This window comes from Acinetobacter vivianii, assembly GCF_014635885.1.
Lineage (GTDB): Bacteria > Pseudomonadota > Gammaproteobacteria > Pseudomonadales > Moraxellaceae > Acinetobacter > Acinetobacter vivianii.
The window spans coordinates 545,985-564,526 of sequence record NZ_BMDR01000001.1 but is presented as its reverse complement, the minus strand read 5'-3'; the positions used below and the strand labels follow the sequence as shown (position 1 = coordinate 564,526).

Genomic DNA, 18,542 nt, shown 5'->3' with positions numbered 1-18,542 from the left:
GCGAGCCAAAGGAGAAAACATGTCAGCTTATCCACATTTATTAAAGCCACTTGATTTAGGCTTTACCACTTTAAAAAACCGTGTGCTTATGGGGTCTATGCATGTTGGCTTAGAAGAAGCACCTCAAGGTTATGAGCGTATGGCTGCATTCTATGCAGAACGCGCCAAAGGTGATGTTGGATTAATTGTTACAGGTGGGATCTCGCCAAACGATGCTGGCCTGACTTTTGCGCATGCGTCTAAGCTCGATAGCATTGCCGAAGCAGATAAACATAAAGTGATTACCCAAGCTGTACATGAGGCGGGCGGTAAGATTGCAATGCAGATTTTACATACAGGCCGCTATTCTTATCAGCCTGAGATTGTTGCACCATCTGCGATTCAAGCGCCGATTAACCCAATTAAACCCAAAGCGCTTACTTCAGCAGAAGTGCAGCAAACCATTGATGACTTTGCCAACTGTGCCAAGCTTGCACAATATGCAGGCTATGATGGCGTCGAAATCATGGGGTCAGAAGGTTATTTGATTAATGAATTTATTGCCGCTCGTACCAACCATCGTGATGATGAATGGGGCGGTAGTTATGAAAACCGTATTCGTTTCCCAATTGAAATCGTAAAGCGTACCCGTGCGTTGGTGGGTGAGAATTTCATTATCATTTATCGCTTGTCGATGCTGGATCTGGTTGAAGGTGGTTCAACGCTGGAAGAAGTGATTCAACTTGCAAAAGAAATCGAAAAAGCGGGTGCTACCATTATCAATACAGGGATTGGCTGGCACGAAGCGCGTATTCCAACGATTGCAACTAAAGTACCGCGTGCAGCATTTACATGGGTGACTGAAAAGCTCAAAGGTGAAGTTTCAGTTCCTTTAATTACTTCAAACCGTATTAATACCCCTGAAATGGCGGAACACGTTTTGGCTTCTGGTCATGCAGATATGGTGTCTATGGCACGTCCAATGTTGGCAGATCCAGAGTTTGTATTGAAAGCCAGCGAAGGCCGTAGTGATGAGATCAATACCTGTATTGGTTGTAACCAAGCTTGTTTAGATCATATTTTCTCAATGAAGATTGCGACATGTTTAGTCAACCCACGTGCTTGTTATGAAACCGAACTGATTTTCAAAGAAACCAATGCAGTGAAAAATATTGCCGTGATTGGCGCAGGCCCAGCAGGTTTAAGCTTTGCGGTTTATGCTGCGAGTCGTGGTCATAAAGTGAAAGTCTTTGATGCCAGCAACCAGATTGGTGGTCAATTCAATATCGCCAAAACTATTCCGGGTAAAGAAGAGTTCTACGAGACCTTACGTTACTTTAAACGCCAAATTGAATTACAGCCGAATATTGAGTTAGTACTGAATCATACAGCCACTTATGAAGAGCTAAGCCAAGCAAATTATGATGATATCGTGGTTGCGACGGGCGTGACTCCACGTCAATTGCAATTTGAAGGCATCGATCATCCAAAAGTGTTGAGCTATATTCAGGTATTAAAAGAACGTGTACCTGTAGGTAAGCGTGTTGCCATTATTGGTGCTGGCGGTATTGGTTTTGATACCGCAGAATACTTAACCCATGAAGGTGACAGTGGTAGCTTAAATCCTGAAAAGTTCTATGCAGAGTGGGGAATTGATACGACTTACGAGCATGTAGGGGGCTTAAAACCAGCTGAGTTAGAAAAGTCAGAACGTGAAATTTACTTACTACAACGTAAAACAGCATCTGTTGGTGCAGGTTTAGGTAAAACTACGGGCTGGATTCACCGTACTGGCTTAAAACATCGTGATGTGAAAATGATTGCGGGAGCAAGTTACGACAAGGTTGACGACCAAGGTCTACATATTACGGTTGATGGTCAAAGTCGTGTGCTTGAAGTGGATAATGTGGTGATTTGTGCTGGTCAGGAATCTTATACTGCGATGTTCGACCAACTTAAAGCAGATGGTAAAAATGTTCATCTGATTGGTGGTGCGAAAGAAGCAGGTGAGCTGGATGCAAAACGTGCAATTCGTCAAGGTGCTGAATTAGCAGCCGTTTTATAAGGTAGAAATGAGCATTTTCTCATGAGAGGAAGTGCTCATTCACTTTGAGATATGAAGGAAAAATAACAATGGCACTTGAAACAACAAAACAAACCTTAGCGATCTGGCATGAAATGATTCAAGCTGGCGATTTATCTCGCTTAAATGACTTGCTTGCGGAAGATGTTGTGTTTCGCTCGCCAGTTGCTTACAAGCCTTATGAAGGAAAGCATGTGGTCTTTTTTATTTTGACCAATGTGATTCAGGTGTTTGAGAACTTTACTTATCACCGTGAATTTTATACCGAAGAAGGTGAAAATGTGGTGCTGGAATTTAGTGCCAATGTGAGTGGTAAGTCATTAAAAGGCATTGATATGATTCGTTTTAATGATCAGGGGAAAATCATCGACTTTGAAGTGATGATCCGTCCGATGAGTGGTTTGGCAGCATTGGCAGAGAAGATGGGCGCAAGATTTGCCAAGTATCAACCCAACTAAAGCACTAAAAATAGCCTAAGTAATATTCAGAGATTTAAAATGTGGTTAAAACTTTCAACTTTGGCTTTATTACCTATATTACTCATTCAGGGTACGAAAGTTCGTAAAAATACACCACGTCTGTTAGAAGCCCGTGGAGAGCGCGCAGGTACGACTGGTGAGGGACAACCGCTGTCTTTATTGATCTTAGGTGATTCAGCGGCGGCTGGCGTGGGTGTTGATACTCAACAAGACGCTTTATCAGGAGCGATCATTTCCGAATTACAGAATGAATATCGCTTGCAGTGGAAATTACAGGCAAAAACAGGTGATACTACTCAGCAAATTTACCAAACAGTACAACAGTTAGATCAGCAATGTTATGATGTAATCGTCACCTCAATCGGTGTTAATGATGTCACTAAGCTGACTTCAGCAAAGTCTTGGTTGAAACAGCAACAACAACTTTTTAGCTATATACAACAACAGTTTCAACCCAAGCTGATTATTGTGTCTGGTGTACCGCCAATGCAGCATTTTCCAGCTTTACCGAATCCATTGGCTTGGCTATTTGGAAAATATGCAGCACAAATGAATCAAGTATTACAACAATGGCTGGCGCCGCAGCCGCAATTTCATTTCATTCAATATGATGTAGAAACTTTTCAGGCGATGAATTTGCCAATGGCCAGTGATGGTTTTCATCCTGGCAAAGAAATTTATGCAATTTGGGGAAAACAGGTCGCTACTTTAGTGCAGCAAACATTTACTCATCGTTAGAGGCGGTATTGGATATGGGTATATCTGCTTTAGACAAAATAAAAGTGTTAGGTTCAGAACTCTTTGATACGGTACTCGGTGCTGAACAGCCGAAAATGTATTATGACCCGCAAGGGAAGATTAAGGATGTGCTGGAAAAATTACCTCAATTAAAGCAAAAATATCGTCCAACGCCATGGCTAAGTAATACACATCTACATTTGCTGTATTTTGATGTGATTCGAAAGAAAATGATCAAGCTTGAATATGATCGAATCGAACAATTACAGATGCAGGATGGTGGTGTAACGGCAATCGCATGGTATGGATATGACTTACCGCCAGAGACGCCGACTGTTGTGATTATGCATACCATTACAGGAACACCTGAAAGTATGCGGGAGCTGGTTAAAGACCTGCATGAATATACAGGGTGGAGAATCGCACTGTGTTTACGCCGTGGTCATGCAGGTTTACCGATGCCTGTACCACGTATTTCATTGTTTGGTTCGACCAGTGATTTAAAAGAACAATTGGCACATATTCAAAGCTTATTTCCAGACTCAGACTTATATGCTGTCGGTTCTTCTGCGGGTACAGGTTTGTTAGTGCGCTATCTAGGTGAGCAAGGTGCAGACACACCTTTCAAAGCTGCCTTTGCAATGTGTCCAGGTTATAACACTGAAATTGGCTTTAAAAATGTCCATCCTTTTTATAGCAAAATGATGACCAAGAAGCTTTTTAAGTACTTTATCTATCCGTATCAGGCTACATGGGGGCAACTTGCTTCTGTAGAAAAGGTGCTGACAACCACCAGCTTGGAAGAATTTGAAAAAGAATACTTTGAAATGGCTGGATTTCAGGATTATCAAAGTTATTGTCAGGCAATCAACCCGATCTATGTATTTGAAAATGTCAAAATTCCATTGATGATTTTGAATGCAGAAGATGATCCTGTCTGTTCAATCAAGAATCTGGAACCGTATAAAGATGCAATTCAGCATATGGAAAATATTGCTGTGGTAACGACGAAGAAGGGTAGCCATTGTGGCTTCTATGAAACGTTAAGTGTGAAATCTTGGGCTTCACGTTTGATGTCTGATTTTTTTAAGAATTATTAATAATGTAGAAATAAAAAAGCCATGAACTGCAACAAACGCGGTTCATGGCTTTTTTAGCAAGCAATAACATTAGTTGTTTAATGCAGGTGTAGCAGCAGCAATTGCGGCAGCAACAGCATCATCTTCACTTTGAGCTGGTGTAGATGATTTTGGTGCTTTTGCAGTTTGTTCAGCTTTAGGCTGCTCTACTTTAGCTGGTTTTGGTTCAGCTTTTACAGGTTGCTCAGCTTTAGGCTGTTCTGTTTTTGCTGGTTTTGGTTGTTCAGTACGTGGAGTTTCAGTTGCAGCAGGCGTTTCAGTCTGCGCAGGATGGATTTCACGACGAATTTCAGTGGTCGTATTTGCAGTTTCTTCGCGCGTTGTTTCAACAGCAGGCGCTGGAGCTTCTTGCTTATCAACACTTTCTAACGATTCAAACTCCTGAATTTTTTCAGGCTCAGGTTGTGGCTGAGTTTCAGTCGTTGACTGTTCTTGCTGCTCTTCGTTTTTAGGTTCTTCTTTTTTCACACAAGCAGTTAATAAAAGACCAGTCGCCAGTGCTGCACAAATTAAAAGTTTTTTATTTGCCATTGCTAAAACAACATATTAAATAAGGACAGCACGAATTATAACAGTAAAAGTATGTGAAGAAATCCCTATGCTTTGTTGAGTTTGTTTATATTTTATAATTGCTTGCAAATCCTCATCACTTTTATGGCTCATTTACTACGGTTTAAAACCGATTTTTAAGAAGTTTGAGGATGAATTTGAGCGCTTAAACGTAATTTAAGTATGAAAAATCATCAAATCCCGTAAATTTTTATCGAAAATGCTGATAGAATAACCAGTTGTTTATAGTTCTTTGAATTGATGCGGTTTGACTTTGCTTTATAGGGGCAGAGTACAGTAAAATTGCCCAACATTGTAGGCCGATTTCGGCTCGATTGTACGAGAAACTCAATGACCCATTTTATTTTTGTCACTGGTGGTGTGGTTTCATCACTAGGTAAAGGTATTTCTGCTGCTTCTGTTGCTGCACTTTTGGAAGCTCGTGGCTTAAAAGTCACTATGGTAAAAATGGATCCATACATTAATGTCGATCCAGGTACCATGAGTCCATTTCAGCATGGTGAAGTTTTCGTCACAGAGGATGGTGCTGAAACTGACTTAGATTTGGGATATTACGAACGTTTCTTACGTCGTGCGAAAATGACCAAACTGAATAACTTTACCAGCGGTCGTGTATATCAGGACGTTTTGAACAAAGAACGTCGTGGTGACTACCTAGGTGGTACTGTTCAAGTTATTCCACATATTACAGATAACATTAAAGAACGCGTACTTCGCGCAGGTGAAGGTTACGACGTTGCGATCGTTGAGATTGGTGGTACTGTTGGTGATATCGAATCACTTCCATTTATGGAATCAGTACGTCAGCTTATGGTTGAGTTGGGTCATAAACGCACAATGCTGATGCATTTGACCTTATTACCATATATCAAATCTGCTGCAGAATTGAAAACCAAGCCAACTCAGCATTCTGTGAAAGAACTTCTTTCAATCGGTATCCAGCCAGATATCTTGATCTGCCGTACTGAATACGATGTCGATGTTGATACTAAACGTAAAATTGCATTGTTCACGAATGTTGAAGCGCGTGCCGTTGTGGTATGTAAAGATGCGAAAACGATTTATCAAATTCCACGTACTTTCTACGAACAGAATGTTGATGACCTGATCTGCGAACGTTTTGGCTTCAACGATCTTCCAGAAGCAAATCTTGAAGATTGGGACAATGTTGTTGAGGCATTATTGAATCCTGAATACACAGTACGTGTTGCGATGGTGGGTAAATATGTAGAACTTCCAGATGCTTATAAATCTGTGAATGAAGCACTTTTACATGCTGGTATCCAGAACCGCGTTAAAGTTCAGATTGACTATGTCAATGCTGAAGAGCTTGAACAGCAAGACATTAGCATTTTAAGTACGGCTGATGCGATCTTGGTACCAGGTGGTTTTGGTGAGCGCGGTACTGAAGGCAAAATGAAAGCGATTCAGTATGCACGTGAAAACAAGATTCCATTCCTTGGTATTTGTTTAGGTATGCAATTGGCTGTGATTGAATATGCACGTAATGTTGCAGCGATGCCAGAAGCAAGTTCAACTGAATTTAACCGTTCAACTAAATATCCACTTATTGGTTTAATCACTGAATGGTTAGATGAACGTGGTGAATTACAGCAACGTAGCCTTGAGTCTGACTTGGGCGGTACGATGCGTTTAGGTGCACAAAAATCAGAACTGGTTGAAGGCACTAAAACACGTGAAGTATATGGCAAAGCTGAAATTACTGAACGTCACCGTCATCGTTATGAAATGAACGATCGTTTTATTCCGGCACTTGAAGAAGCTGGTATGAAAATTTCAGGCTATTCATCAGTACAACATTTAGTTGAAACTGTAGAAATTCCTGAACATCCTTGGTTTATTGCTGTACAATTCCACCCAGAATTTACAAGTTCACCACGTGATGGACACCCATTATTTGCTAGTTTTATCGGGGCTGCTAAAAATCAGCACCAAAAGTAAGTATTGAGTTTTAAATAAACTGGGAAAGTTTAAATGTCACAATTAAAACCACAAGAAGTTGTACGTTTAGGCGATATACAAATGGCAAATCATTTGCCATTTGTATTATTTGGCGGAATGAACGTACTTGAATCGAAAGATTTAGCATTTGAAATTGCTGAAACGTATGTTGATATTTGCAAACGCTTAGATATTCCTTACGTGTTCAAGGCAAGCTTTGACAAGGCAAATCGTTCGAGCTTGCATTCATTTCGTGGTCCAGGTCTGGAAAAAGGCATCGAGTGGTTGGCGGAGATTAAAAAACATTTTAATGTGCCAATCATTACCGATGTTCATGAACCTTACCAAGCAGCGCCTGTAGCTGAAGTCGCAGACATTATCCAGCTTCCTGCCTTCCTTAGTCGTCAGACTGATCTTGTTGAAGCAATGGCAAAAACTCAAGCCATTATCAATATCAAAAAAGCACAATTCCTAGCACCCCATGAAATGCGACATATCTTGCATAAATGTCTGGAAGCTGGGAATGACAAACTCATTCTTTGTGAACGTGGTTCAGCATTTGGCTATAACAACCTGATCGTTGATATGCTTGGCTTTGACACCATGAAAGAAATGAATGTGCCAGTATTCTTTGACGTTACCCATGCTTTACAAACACCAGGCGGACGTGCTGATTCTGCGGGTGGTCGTCGTGCTCAAATCACAACTTTGGCACGTTCAGGTATGGCAACAGGTTTAGCGGGTTTATTCCTGGAAGCGCATCCGGAACCGGAAATTGCAAAATGTGATGGACCATGTGCATTGCGTTTATCTCAGCTTGAGCCATTCTTGGCACAATTAAAAGAATTGGATACTTTAGTTAAAGGATTCAAAAAGTTAGACACCCACTGATGCAATAACTTGCATCTTGTTTTTCATTCAACAGAGGAATTGTTCATGAGCCAAATCGTTGACATCCGTGCACGTGAAATTTTGGACTCTCGTGGTAACCCAACCATCGAAGCAGACGTTATTTTAGAATCTGGGGTTGTTGGTCGTGCATGTGCACCATCTGGTGCTTCAACTGGTTCTCGTGAAGCTTTAGAACTTCGTGATGGCGATAAAGCACGTTATTTGGGTAAAGGTGTTAAAACTGCGGTTAATAACGTAAATACGATTATCCGTGACGCTTTAGTGGGCAAATCAGTATTTGAACAAAAAGACATCGATAATACGATGATCGAACTTGATGGTACTGAAAATAAAGAAAAATTAGGTGCTAACGCAACTTTAGCTGTTTCATTGGCTGCTGCTCGCGCTGCTGCTGAAGAAAAGAAAATTCCTCTTTTCCAATACATCGCAGATCTTCGTGGTCAAACGACTTTGACTATGCCTGTACCAATGATGAATATCATCAATGGTGGTTCGCATGCAGACAACAATGTTGATATTCAAGAGTTCATGATTGAGCCTGTAGGCTTTACATCATTTGCTGAAGCATTACGTGCAGGTGCAGAAATCTTCCATTCGCTAAAATCAGTTTTAAACAAAAAAGGTTTAAACACTGCGGTAGGTGATGAAGGTGGTTTTGCGCCAAACTTGCGTTCAAACGAAGAAGCAATCACTGTTATTCTTGAAGCGATTGGTCAAACGGGTTACAAAGCTGGTTCTGATATCATGTTGGCACTTGACTGTGCTTCTTCAGAATTTTACAAAAATGGTCAATATGTCCTTGCTGGTGAAGGCAATAAAGCATTCACAAGCAACCAGTTCTCTGACTATTTAGCTGGTCTCGTAAACCAGTACCCAATCATTTCGATTGAAGATGGTCTGGATGAATCTGACTGGGAAGGTTGGAGCTACTTAACATCAATCCTTGGTGACAAAATCCAGTTGGTTGGCGACGATTTATTCGTAACTAATCCTAAGATTTTACAACGTGGTATTAATGAGAAAGTCGGTAACTCGATTCTGATCAAATACAACCAGATTGGTACATTGACTGAAACTCTAGATGCAATCTACCTTGCGAAAGCAAATGGTTATAGCACTGTAATCTCACACCGTTCAGGTGAAACTGAAGATTCAACAATTGCTGACTTGGCAGTGGGTACAGCAGCGGGTCAAATCAAGACGGGTTCACTATGCCGTTCTGACCGTGTAGCGAAATATAACCAATTGCTTCGTATTGAAGAATTAACGAAAGCAGCTTACCGCGGTAAAGCTGAATTCAAAGGTCTAAAATAAGGTCAAATTATCTATGTTGAAAACTTCTGATCATCTTTCTTTACAAAAGAGAGAAACTCTGCAAATTCATAATCCTATAGAATTCGCAGATGATCTTCCTTTCAGAAGGATGTAGGGGCTTTTTCATGTTAGAGATGTTTCGATCGACCTCGAGTAAATTGATTCTGTTGCTTGCAGTCGTTTTGGTTGCAAGCTTGCAGTATCAATTCTGGTTAGGTGAGGGCGGCTATTTCCCTCACCAAGCCTTAACTCAGCAAATTACTCAACAAGCTGAAATTAATACTGAATTAAAAGAACGAAATCGTATTTTAGCTGCCGAAGTTTTTGATTTAAAAAATGGTAGCGAAGCGATTGAAGAACATGCACGTTTAGATTTAGGTTTAATTAAACCCAATGAAACATTTGTGCAAATGAGTACAATCAGTACCCATTACAAACCGATTTATATTGATCCAAACGCAAAAGAAGATACTGCAACGAATGAAAACCCAGACTAAGCTGTGGGCGGTTGTACCAGCAGCAGGTTCGGGCAGTCGTTTTTCTAAAACTGAATTAAAACAATATCAGTATATTCAAAATCATACTGTACTTGAACATACCGTTAATCGTCTAAATACACTTGATCTGGCCGGATGTGTGCTTGCCATCGGTCAGCAAGATAATTTTGCCAAAACACTGCCGTTTCAACATAAAGATAATCTGCATTTTTGTGAAGGTGGTGACGAGCGTGTGCACTCTGTTTTAAATGCCTTGATTTATTTGTCTGAAATTGCAGATAAAAATGATTGGGTATTGGTTCATGACGCGGCACGCCCATGTGTTACTTCGGATTGTTTAACCCGTTTGGTTGAGTCAGCACAGCATTCAAATCAAAGTGCAATTCTGGCCATTCCAGTACGTGACACTTTAAAACAAGTCCCAAGCGAGAATCAGATCGAGAAAACGGTAAGCCGTGAATTGTTGTGGCAAGCTCAGACACCACAAATGGCTCGATTGCAAGTTTTAAAAAGTGCAATTGAACAGGCCTTAGCAGATCATATTGTGATTACAGATGAAGCAAGTGCTTTGGAATATGTGAAAGAACCTGTGCAAGTGGTGCAGGGACGATCTGATAATATTAAAATTACTTATGCCGATGATCTGGAATTGGCGCGGCTCATTTTACAATCTCAAATTCATTCATAATTATTTCGTTTGCTCTATAAATCAGTTTTTCTCAGTGCTGTAATAGCCTAAGTAAAACTCAGTGAAGTTTACTGTTTGTTTACATTAACTTAAATGACAAAAAACTGACGATTTGTTAAATTTGAACAACATACTTTATAACGGATCAACAAATGAAAAAATTATTACTTGCGGGCCTTTTTACTTTTTCTTTAGTTGGCTGCGCAACGACTCCTCAACAGCCTGAAGATACTGTACAGGAAACAATTCGCTATTCTACTAGCCCTTGTTTTGGTACTTGTCCAATCTATTCTGTTGAGATTACACCTGAAGGCGCTGTTCATTTTGATGGTAAACAATATACTAAAGTGACAGGTACTCAGGATTTAAAAGTTGATCCTTCTGTTTATACCAAGCTCCAACAAGAATTAAAAACTTACCGTCCAGCGACTGGCGCGAATGTAAAAACAACGGGCTGTGCAGAAACAGCAACTGATCACCAAAGTGCTTTCTTTGCATGGAAACGTCCAGATGGTACAGTGACTCAGTTAAGCCACTACACAGGCTGCATCTCTCCAGCAAATGCTGAGCTCAATAAAGTGATTGAAAAGTTGCCTAAGACGATTGGTATTGAAGATTTAGTACGTTAATCTCGACTTCGCTTAAAGAGAAGGCTTAATTACGCAAATGTAGTTAAGCCTTTTTTCATTTGTATAAAGATTAAAAATAACATATTATAAAAACATATATTGTTTTGTGAGAGGAAGATGAGCAGCATTATTCTGGCTTTGATTGGTGGTGGGCTGATTGGATCTGCTGTTATCGGCTATTTATATATAAATGGTCGTATTGCTGGCATTAGCGGGTTAATTGCTCAACTCTTACAACCGAAATCTTTCATTGGAAGCTCTGCTTTCTGGTTCTTGATGGGCTTAATTGTTACTCCTTTTATTTATCAGTTATTCGTACAGCCACAGATTATTTTGGATTCTTCTCCATTTGCTTTGATTGCCGCGGGTTTACTGGTGGGCTTTGGTACACGATTGGGTTCAGGGTGTACCAGTGGTCATGGAATCTGTGGGATTAGCCGTTTATCAATCCGTTCAATCATCGCAACCGTTACATTTATGCTTGTGGGAATGCTCACGGTCTATGTCGCACGTCATCTTTTGGGAGCGATATGATGAAAAACCTATTTGCTTTTATCTTTGGAAGCATATTTGCGCTAGGTTTAATGATTTCAGGAATGTCAAATCCCGAAAAAGTGTTAAGCTTCTTAGATATTTTGGGTGAGTGGGATATCAGTTTGATGTTTGTAATGATTGGTGCAATTGCTGTGGCATTTATTCCATTTCAAAAAGCAATCCGTCATCCTAGAACTATCTTGGGAGAAACGATAGCATTGCCGCAGAATCGTCAGATCGATAAAAAGCTGATTATCGGCGCGGTTCTATTTGGTATAGGTTGGGGAATTGCAGGTATTTGCCCAGCACCAGCGCTTACTTTAATTGGACTCGGTTATACACAAATCTGGTATTTCATTATTGCCATGTTAATCGGTATGTTTCTTCATCATCTTTGGGCCAAATCAAGCGGAGAGTAGCAATGTCAAATCCACAAGTTAAAGCTTTCTTTGATGAAAATAGTAACACCTTTAGCTATGTTGTCAGTGATCCTGAAACCCGTTATTGCGCAATTATCGATAGTGTACTGGATTATGATGCCGCTTCTGCGACAACCTCAACAACGCATGCCGATGAGATTATTGCCTATATTCGAACTCAGGCCTTAGAAGTTGAATGGATCTTAGAAACACATGTGCATGCTGATCATTTAACGGCTTCGCAATATTTAAAATCACAACTTGGTGGAAAAATTGCCATGAGTGAAAAAATTGCTGTGGTTCAGGAGACTTTTAGTGCGATCTATGATCTTGATATAAAGTATTTTAATTCCCAACAAATATTTGACCATCTTTTTAAAGATAATGAGCATTTCCAGATTGGACATTTAGATGCATTTAATATTCCAACACCTGGTCATACACCTGCATGTTTAAGCTATGTAATTGAAGATGCTGTTTTTATTGGCGATACTTTATTTATGCCTGATTACGGCACAGCACGTTGTGATTTCCCCAAAGGGAGTGCAGACCTGCTGTTTGAGTCCATACAAAAACTTTATCAATTACCCGAACAGACCCGAGTTTTTCTTTGCCATGATTATAAGCCTGAAGGGCGAGATGAGTACGTTTGTGAAACCAGTATTCAGGCTCAAAAACAATCTAATATTCATTTAAATGCCGCAACGCCAAAACAGGAATTCGTAAAAATGCGGCAGGCACGAGATGCAACCTTATCAATGCCAAAGCTGATATTACCTGCGATTCAAATCAATATGGATGCAGGGCGTTTTCCTGAACCTGAAGCCAATGAAATTCGTTATTTAAAGCTTCCTTTAAATTATTTTAAATCCTGAATTTTCCAAAATATGACGTTTAAAAATCGCATTTCTTTTCCTAAATAGCCTAAGTAATATTAAGCTTGAAACAGCGAGCACAAGCAAAGACCAACAAAAAGTCAAAACAAAAATTTTGTACTTTAAGAAAGAGCTATGTTAAAACTACATCCATTTTGAGACTTACATCAATCAGGATATAGGAATGACAACCATCTACTTAGTCAGACATGGTCAAGCTTCATTTGGCAAAACTAATTATGATGAGCTGTCAGAAAATGGCGAAGCACAAGCAAAACTCTTGGGTCAATATTTCAAGAATATTTTTACTGAACAGCCTTATATCGTTTCAGGGAGTATGAAACGTCATCAGCAAACCACACAAATTTCTTTAAGTGAATGTTTTCCTCAGGCCATGTATAAGACCGATGGATTGTGGAATGAGTTTAATCACCAACAGGTGTTTTCACTGTATGAACCTAGATTTTCGCAGCCAGAAGTATTAAAACAGGATGTTTTTAAAGAAGTTGATCCAAGGGCTTATTTGGCGCAAATTTTTGATAAGGCAATTGAGCGATGGGCAAATGATGAATTTCATCATGAATACGATGAATCTTGGCCTGTTTTTAAAACCAGAGTAAATCAGGCATTACAAAATTTATGTACTGAGTTAGTAGATCGGCAGCCTCAGGAAGCGATTGTATTTACTTCTGGTGGTGTTATCTCTGTGATTATTGGAAAGTTACTTGAGTTGAGTGTACAACGTACTTTCGCGCTGAGCTGGTCGATTGCAAATACAAGTGTTACCACTTTAAAACTGAGTAATGGCGCACTTCAGCTCATCAGTATGAATGAACACCAATTTATCAAATCAAAAAATCCAAACTTATTAACCTGGCTCTAAAGTAGAGCTGGGTACAATATTCAATATAATGCCTGACTTGACCATCCGCTAACCAAAGTTATAGAAAAATATTTGAAGCTTGAAAAGGAACGGGAAGAAAAATTTATATTACTTTATATTTCACATAATTAAAAAAGTTTAAATCCACGTTAGAATATAACGCTTACTTGATAAATAAAGAATTCAAAGTTTCCACATTTACTCATTTACATTAAAAAAAGGAAAAAACATGTCTCAACATGACTTTAATTTATCAGATCATTTTAAGCTGGGTATTTTTGCTTTTAATTGTTCTGGAGGACTCACTGCTTCTACTTTGGAAGATGGCTGGGATGCCAGTTGGGAGAAAAATCTGGAACTGGCACAAATGGCTGATGACGCTGGAATTGATTTTCTTTTATCTGCTGCGAGATTTATTGGCCATGGCGGTGAAAAGGATTTTCATGGTAAAGTTCTGGAAACCGTGACCTGGACATCAGCTTTATTAGCAAAAACCAATAAAATTCATGTATTCGCCACATTACACAGCGCGTTAAACCATCCAGTTGTCGTTGCCAAGCAAATTGCGACCATGGCTCAAATCAGTGGCAATCGGGTCGGTTTAAATATTATCGCAGGTTGGAACAAACCTGAATATGACGCAATGGGATTACAACTGCCAGATGATCATGAAACGCGTTATGATTATGCGCATGAGTGGTATGGATTAGTTAAGAAAACTTGGCAGAGTAAAGAATCCTTTGATTGGAATGGAAAGTTCTTTCAAACGAAAGGGACTTATGGAAAGCCGAATTTGATACCAGCTCCACCGATCTTTAATGCGGCAGGCTCTAAAGAAGGCCGTGAATTCGCAGTTAAAAATTCAGATTTCTTATTTACACCTGCATCAGATCTTGAGCGTTCTGTTTCTGAAATTAAAGAACTGAAGAAAGAAGCCGAAGCACTTGATAGAAGTATTAAAGTATTGACCTTTTCACATGTCATTTGTCGTCCTACAGAGGAAGAAGCCCAAGCAGAATGGGATCGACAATTGAATAATGCAGATGAGGGTGCAGTACAACATTTAATAGATACCTTATTTTCATTCTGTAAATCTTTCCCGCCTGATTTATTTGAAGGATTACGCCAACGTATTGTTGTGGGGCATGGCGGTTTCCCATTAGTAGGTACACCAGAGCAGGTTGCGGACGGACTGATTTCTTTACAGCACACGGGATTCTCAGGTACTACATTATCATTTCTAAACTATACGCAAGAATTTCCATATTTTAGAGAACATGTTATGCCGATATTGAAAGAAAAAGGATTGCTTCAATCTGCGTCCTAATTCTTGTGATGGGTGGATGATCTTGGGTAGAAAAGGTCATCCACTGATCAAATACTGACTTGTGAGTGCTTTATTTATATGACAAAAAACATTCAATTGATTGATTTTTGAACATGTTTTTTGATTTTTTATGGTATAAAAATATCTCAATTATTAAACTTGAGAATAACAAATGTCTGAACAAAAATATCATTGGTATTTGATTGGTTATACTTTTAATGATGCAAGTAATAATGGAAATACAAGAAGTTTTAACATTCAACTGCCATTAGAATCCTTTCTACCACCTGTTTCTAAAACGAAACTAAATGAGTTGAATGCAATTGGTGCTGAATGGATCAAGAAAAGTGATCCCTCAACACAGCCAGTGAACTTGTTTGCCATGTCGATTTGTTACCTGGGTGAGATGACCCAAGCGGAATTTAATGCATAATGAAAAATACAAGAATGTTTGGATGGTAGAAAAGTCTGGTTAGACTGTTCAACATTCATTTTTAATGTATGCTATAAATACCCTCATGATATTGAGGGTATTTTATGAAAAGAATAGTAATATCAAGTATATTAGTCACTACTATGACTGGATGTTCTAAGACAACCTTTAATCATGATCAAGAAGTTAAAAAGGCATATCAAATTTTAGCAGAATTACCTGAAGATAAACGTCATCCAATATTTATTTATGCCGACGATATTTTACAAAAGTATCCTGATTTAAAACATGCTGTTCGAGAAGATGGGAATGTTGTCAGGTACAATCCCATAGATGCTAATCTGGATTACGAATTTACTCCAGATCAACATTGGCTTGATATTGGTATTTATAGAGCTTCTGAAGGAAATGATTGGAGAGCTATAGCTGTCTTTTCAAGATATCCAAATAATTATGAATCTTCAAAAAAAGAAGCACTCAAATACTGTAAAGAAATACTAGAAATTGCAAATCCGAACTTTTCTATTGTGTTTGATGACTTCGTTTCTAAATTTGATAAAAAGGTAAAAGAGACAGGATATCAAAGTTATTTTCATACAATTGGTGAAAATTATTCTATAGATTTTGATGGTACTACTTTTAATAAAGGAGACCCTTTTTTATGTACGGTATATCAGAAATAATACAATATATTTCTCTTACTCTATTACATAGATGACTCCTTATAAATAAATTCATTTTTGTATATTTTTTTAATGACTTCGTATCAGCCATTTGATAAATTACCTGCATAATAAAGGGGTATTTTTATGACAAGAATTTTAATTACTTCAATGCTATTGGCCTTGAGTTTTAATGTAACAGCTAATACTGATGATGAATTGAAAGAACAAGGAATTATTGGGCAGGATTTTAAGTTTATAGATCTTGATCGGGCGACTGAGTATTTTAAGAAGTCGACTGAGAAGACTTCAAAATCAGTGACTTATAAATCTAATGAGTTGGTAAAAATAACATCAGCTTCCGCGACCCCATTTTATTCTTCAGTAACATTCAGCCCAGCTTTAGATATATCTGAAACTGAAGAAAAAGATTTAGCTGATTTTATAAGTACCAAGGATAGTTATCAGGTTTGGTGCAAAGAGCTTTATAGCTCTAAATATATGGGCGTTAATGATCATAAAGTTGAGGTCTTTTATAAAAATAAAGTTGGAGAGACTTTAGGTAGTGTGATTTTGAATAATGAAACTTGTAGATAGCATTTTTTAGTAATTACGACTTCTAATTATTGATTAGAACAACTTAATAAAGCATAAATAGGTATTCAAGTTAGCAATAGAATAATTTAATTTATTAAGTCACTGTTTTATTTAAATTAAACTGACCTCTTATGGTCAGTTTTTTTATTGCTTAGAAAGAAGATACTATAAGTTAAGCGTCTTACTCAGCCATTTTGGCTGTACTCAAAGCTTATGTCTAATGAAACTATAATTTCAGCAATAAAATTAATAAAGAATAGTATTTTCAATAATTTAAAACATTACAAATAAATTAAGAACGTTAAGTAGCTGAAGGAATCTTGTTTATTATGATGCAATTACACTTAAGTACGCTGAAGTTAATAGATGAAGTATTTTTTATGTATTGACCTTTTGTACTTATTGTCTGACCGTATCTTTATAAGAGTAACAACACTATTCACGTAAGTATATCTATAAGAATTCCTTAAAGAGGGTATTTTTTCTATAAGCGCTACTTTTAACTACAGTTAATTTTGTTAATTTCATCACAAAAAATTAGTGATTAGTCACCTTTTATCAGTAAGTAAAATTTATTGTTTGATAAAAAAACATTTGTAGTTATATTCAAAAAACATATTACTAAATCAGGTAATGTGGAATTTCAGGAAGAAATAAAATGAAAAAAACAGCAACAAAAATTGTAATCGCAACAACTTTGATGTCTTTAACCAACTTAACTTATGCCCAAGAATTTAAGCGATTCTCGGTCTCGGCAGGTTGGTTACATGTGATGCCGCAAGGTAAGGCGAATCCCTTTAATATTAATACCAATGTTAAAAATGGAACGGTCACCAAAGTCGGAAGTATTTCGACGACTAGCTTCTTAAACTCTGTTGATCCGAATGCGATGGGAACTGATCTAGGAGGAGAGCAGTTTAACCAAAAAGAATTTCTCGAGTTTGCTTTAAATGAGCCATCTTTGGCAGCAATATTAACTGATGGAAATGGCAATATCCTGCCAGAAGTTGCTGGTAGTGCTAATATTTATGGGTTAGAAAACTGGCGGCAAAATGATGCGGGTCTTGAAGTTGATGATGTCGATACTTTAGGTTTAATGTTTAATTATTATTTGAATGACAAAGTTTCATTACAGTTAATCGGGGGCGTTCCACCGAAAGTTGATATTAAAGGAGAGGGAGAAATTGCAGCGCCTCTAACTGGATTAGCAGTTTCTCCAAATGAAATCGTAAAGATTTTGTTCCCTGATGGTATTACCTTAGGTCAATCTATTCCTATTACAAATTTAGGTAACAAGTCCAAAGCTGCAACAGTTCGCGCATGGACTCCAGCGATAGAAGCACAATATCAGTTTGGTACAGGTGGCGTAGATAAATTTAGACCATATGTTGGCGCTGGTCTGATGTATGCTCATTTTAACCAGATTAAGCTTAATGAAGGAATTAGAGCTGATTTGATCTCAGCTGGGCATATGATTCAAAATGTATTGGATGGTAAAGGTGGAGCTGCTTTAGACCGAAAAGTCTCAAGTGGTGATATGACTGTCAAAGTAGATGCGGATGATGCGATTGCACCTATTGTTTCCGTTGGTTTTACTTATGATTTTAATGATTCTTGGTATGGAGTCGGTTCAGTTTCCTATGCCAAATTAAATAATAAAGCCACTATTGATGTCGTCAACAAAAATACAGGCAGTAAATTAATTCACGCGACAACCAAGATCGATATTGATCCACTGATTACTTATGTTGGTGTGGGATATCGTTTCTAGTACAGAGATCGATGAAAAAGCGCTTTAAGAGAGTAATAGACATCTTTCAAT

At 38.3% G+C, this 18,542-nt stretch carries 20 protein-coding genes; 19 read left to right on the top strand and 1 reads right to left on the bottom strand.

Going from position 1 to position 18,542, the window contains the following annotated elements; all coding sequences use genetic code 11:
- The first annotated feature begins 19 nt into the window (after positions 1–19).
- The 4 genes from IEV36_RS02660 to IEV36_RS02645 all read left to right on the top strand — a co-directional run bounded on the left by IEV36_RS02660 (position 20) and on the right by IEV36_RS02645 (position 4,379).
- A complete protein-coding gene (locus tag IEV36_RS02660) occupies positions 20–2,044 on the top strand; it encodes an NADPH-dependent 2,4-dienoyl-CoA reductase (RefSeq protein WP_005257810.1) in 2,025 nt (674 codons plus the stop codon).
- 68 nt (positions 2,045–2,112) lie between these two features.
- Positions 2,113–2,520: a nuclear transport factor 2 family protein gene (locus IEV36_RS02655; RefSeq protein ID WP_005257809.1), complete on the top strand. Its 408-nt coding sequence runs from the start codon at positions 2,113–2,115 to the stop codon at positions 2,518–2,520.
- A gap of 39 nt (positions 2,521–2,559) precedes the next feature.
- Entirely contained in the window at positions 2,560–3,279 is a 720-nt protein-coding gene (locus IEV36_RS02650; RefSeq protein WP_005257807.1) for an SGNH/GDSL hydrolase family protein, read from the top strand.
- A 14-nt stretch (positions 3,280–3,293) separates the two neighbouring features.
- Entirely contained in the window at positions 3,294–4,379 is a 1,086-nt protein-coding gene (locus tag IEV36_RS02645) for a YheT family hydrolase (protein WP_005257806.1), read from the top strand.
- A gap of 69 nt (positions 4,380–4,448) precedes the next feature.
- Here the strand turns inward: IEV36_RS02645 and IEV36_RS02640 are convergent, their stop codons facing one another.
- Positions 4,449–4,949 carry a hypothetical protein gene (locus tag IEV36_RS02640; RefSeq protein WP_005257805.1) on the bottom strand — a complete coding sequence of 167 codons (501 nt, stop codon included), beginning with the start codon at positions 4,947–4,949 and terminating at the stop codon, positions 4,449–4,451.
- Positions 4,950–5,318: 369 nt separating this feature from the next.
- Here IEV36_RS02640 and pyrG point away from each other — a divergent pair, with 369 nt between their 5' ends.
- From pyrG to IEV36_RS02565, 15 genes are all read left to right on the top strand, one after another.
- Positions 5,319–6,950, top strand: a complete 1,632-nt coding sequence (gene pyrG / locus IEV36_RS02635; RefSeq protein WP_004772379.1) for a CTP synthase — start codon at positions 5,319–5,321, stop codon at positions 6,948–6,950.
- Positions 6,951–6,983: 33 nt separating this feature from the next.
- Positions 6,984–7,841 (top strand): 3-deoxy-8-phosphooctulonate synthase, encoded by an 858-nt coding sequence (gene kdsA / locus IEV36_RS02630; RefSeq protein WP_004772378.1) that lies wholly within the window; start codon positions 6,984–6,986, stop codon positions 7,839–7,841.
- A 45-nt stretch (positions 7,842–7,886) separates the two neighbouring features.
- Complete coding sequence (eno, locus tag IEV36_RS02625; protein WP_005230688.1) at positions 7,887–9,176, top strand: phosphopyruvate hydratase; 1,290 nt, start codon at positions 7,887–7,889, stop codon at positions 9,174–9,176.
- A 125-nt stretch (positions 9,177–9,301) separates the two neighbouring features.
- Complete coding sequence (ftsB, locus tag IEV36_RS02620) at positions 9,302–9,673, top strand: cell division protein FtsB (RefSeq protein WP_004772376.1); 372 nt, start codon at positions 9,302–9,304, stop codon at positions 9,671–9,673.
- Entirely contained in the window at positions 9,657–10,361 is a 705-nt protein-coding gene (ispD, locus tag IEV36_RS02615; protein WP_005257804.1) for a 2-C-methyl-D-erythritol 4-phosphate cytidylyltransferase, read from the top strand. Before ftsB ends, ispD begins: the two co-directional genes overlap by 17 nt.
- 152 nt (positions 10,362–10,513) lie before the next feature.
- Positions 10,514–10,990 carry a DUF6438 domain-containing protein gene (locus IEV36_RS02610; RefSeq protein ID WP_004772374.1) on the top strand — a complete coding sequence of 159 codons (477 nt, stop codon included), beginning with the start codon at positions 10,514–10,516 and terminating at the stop codon, positions 10,988–10,990.
- 117 nt (positions 10,991–11,107) lie between these two features.
- Positions 11,108–11,524: a YeeE/YedE family protein gene (locus IEV36_RS02605; RefSeq protein ID WP_005257803.1), complete on the top strand. Its 417-nt coding sequence runs from the start codon at positions 11,108–11,110 to the stop codon at positions 11,522–11,524.
- The gene (locus IEV36_RS02600; RefSeq protein ID WP_005257802.1) at positions 11,524–11,943 is read left to right on the top strand and encodes a DUF6691 family protein; all 420 of its coding nucleotides are present in this window, start codon (positions 11,524–11,526) and stop codon (positions 11,941–11,943) included. The genes IEV36_RS02605 and IEV36_RS02600 overlap by 1 nt, the downstream gene beginning before the upstream one ends.
- 2 nt (positions 11,944–11,945) lie before the next feature.
- Positions 11,946–12,818: an MBL fold metallo-hydrolase gene (locus IEV36_RS02595; RefSeq protein ID WP_005257801.1), complete on the top strand. Its 873-nt coding sequence runs from the start codon at positions 11,946–11,948 to the stop codon at positions 12,816–12,818.
- Positions 12,819–13,002: 184 nt separating this feature from the next.
- Entirely contained in the window at positions 13,003–13,701 is a 699-nt protein-coding gene (locus IEV36_RS02590) for a histidine phosphatase family protein (protein ID WP_005257800.1), read from the top strand.
- Between the two features lie 229 nt (positions 13,702–13,930).
- Positions 13,931–15,028, top strand: a complete 1,098-nt coding sequence (locus IEV36_RS02585; protein ID WP_005257799.1) for an LLM class flavin-dependent oxidoreductase — start codon at positions 13,931–13,933, stop codon at positions 15,026–15,028.
- Positions 15,029–15,200: 172 nt separating this feature from the next.
- A complete protein-coding gene (locus tag IEV36_RS02580; protein ID WP_005257798.1) occupies positions 15,201–15,461 on the top strand; it encodes a hypothetical protein in 261 nt (86 codons plus the stop codon).
- A gap of 104 nt (positions 15,462–15,565) precedes the next feature.
- Positions 15,566–16,144: a hypothetical protein gene (locus IEV36_RS02575; protein ID WP_005257796.1), complete on the top strand. Its 579-nt coding sequence runs from the start codon at positions 15,566–15,568 to the stop codon at positions 16,142–16,144.
- A gap of 126 nt (positions 16,145–16,270) precedes the next feature.
- Positions 16,271–16,720, top strand: coding sequence for a hypothetical protein (locus IEV36_RS02570; RefSeq protein ID WP_005257795.1), 450 nt, complete (start codon positions 16,271–16,273; stop codon positions 16,718–16,720).
- Between the two features lie 658 nt (positions 16,721–17,378).
- Positions 17,379–18,491 (top strand): OmpW/AlkL family protein, encoded by a 1,113-nt coding sequence (locus tag IEV36_RS02565; RefSeq protein WP_005257794.1) that lies wholly within the window; start codon positions 17,379–17,381, stop codon positions 18,489–18,491.
- Positions 18,492–18,542 lie beyond the last annotated feature (51 nt).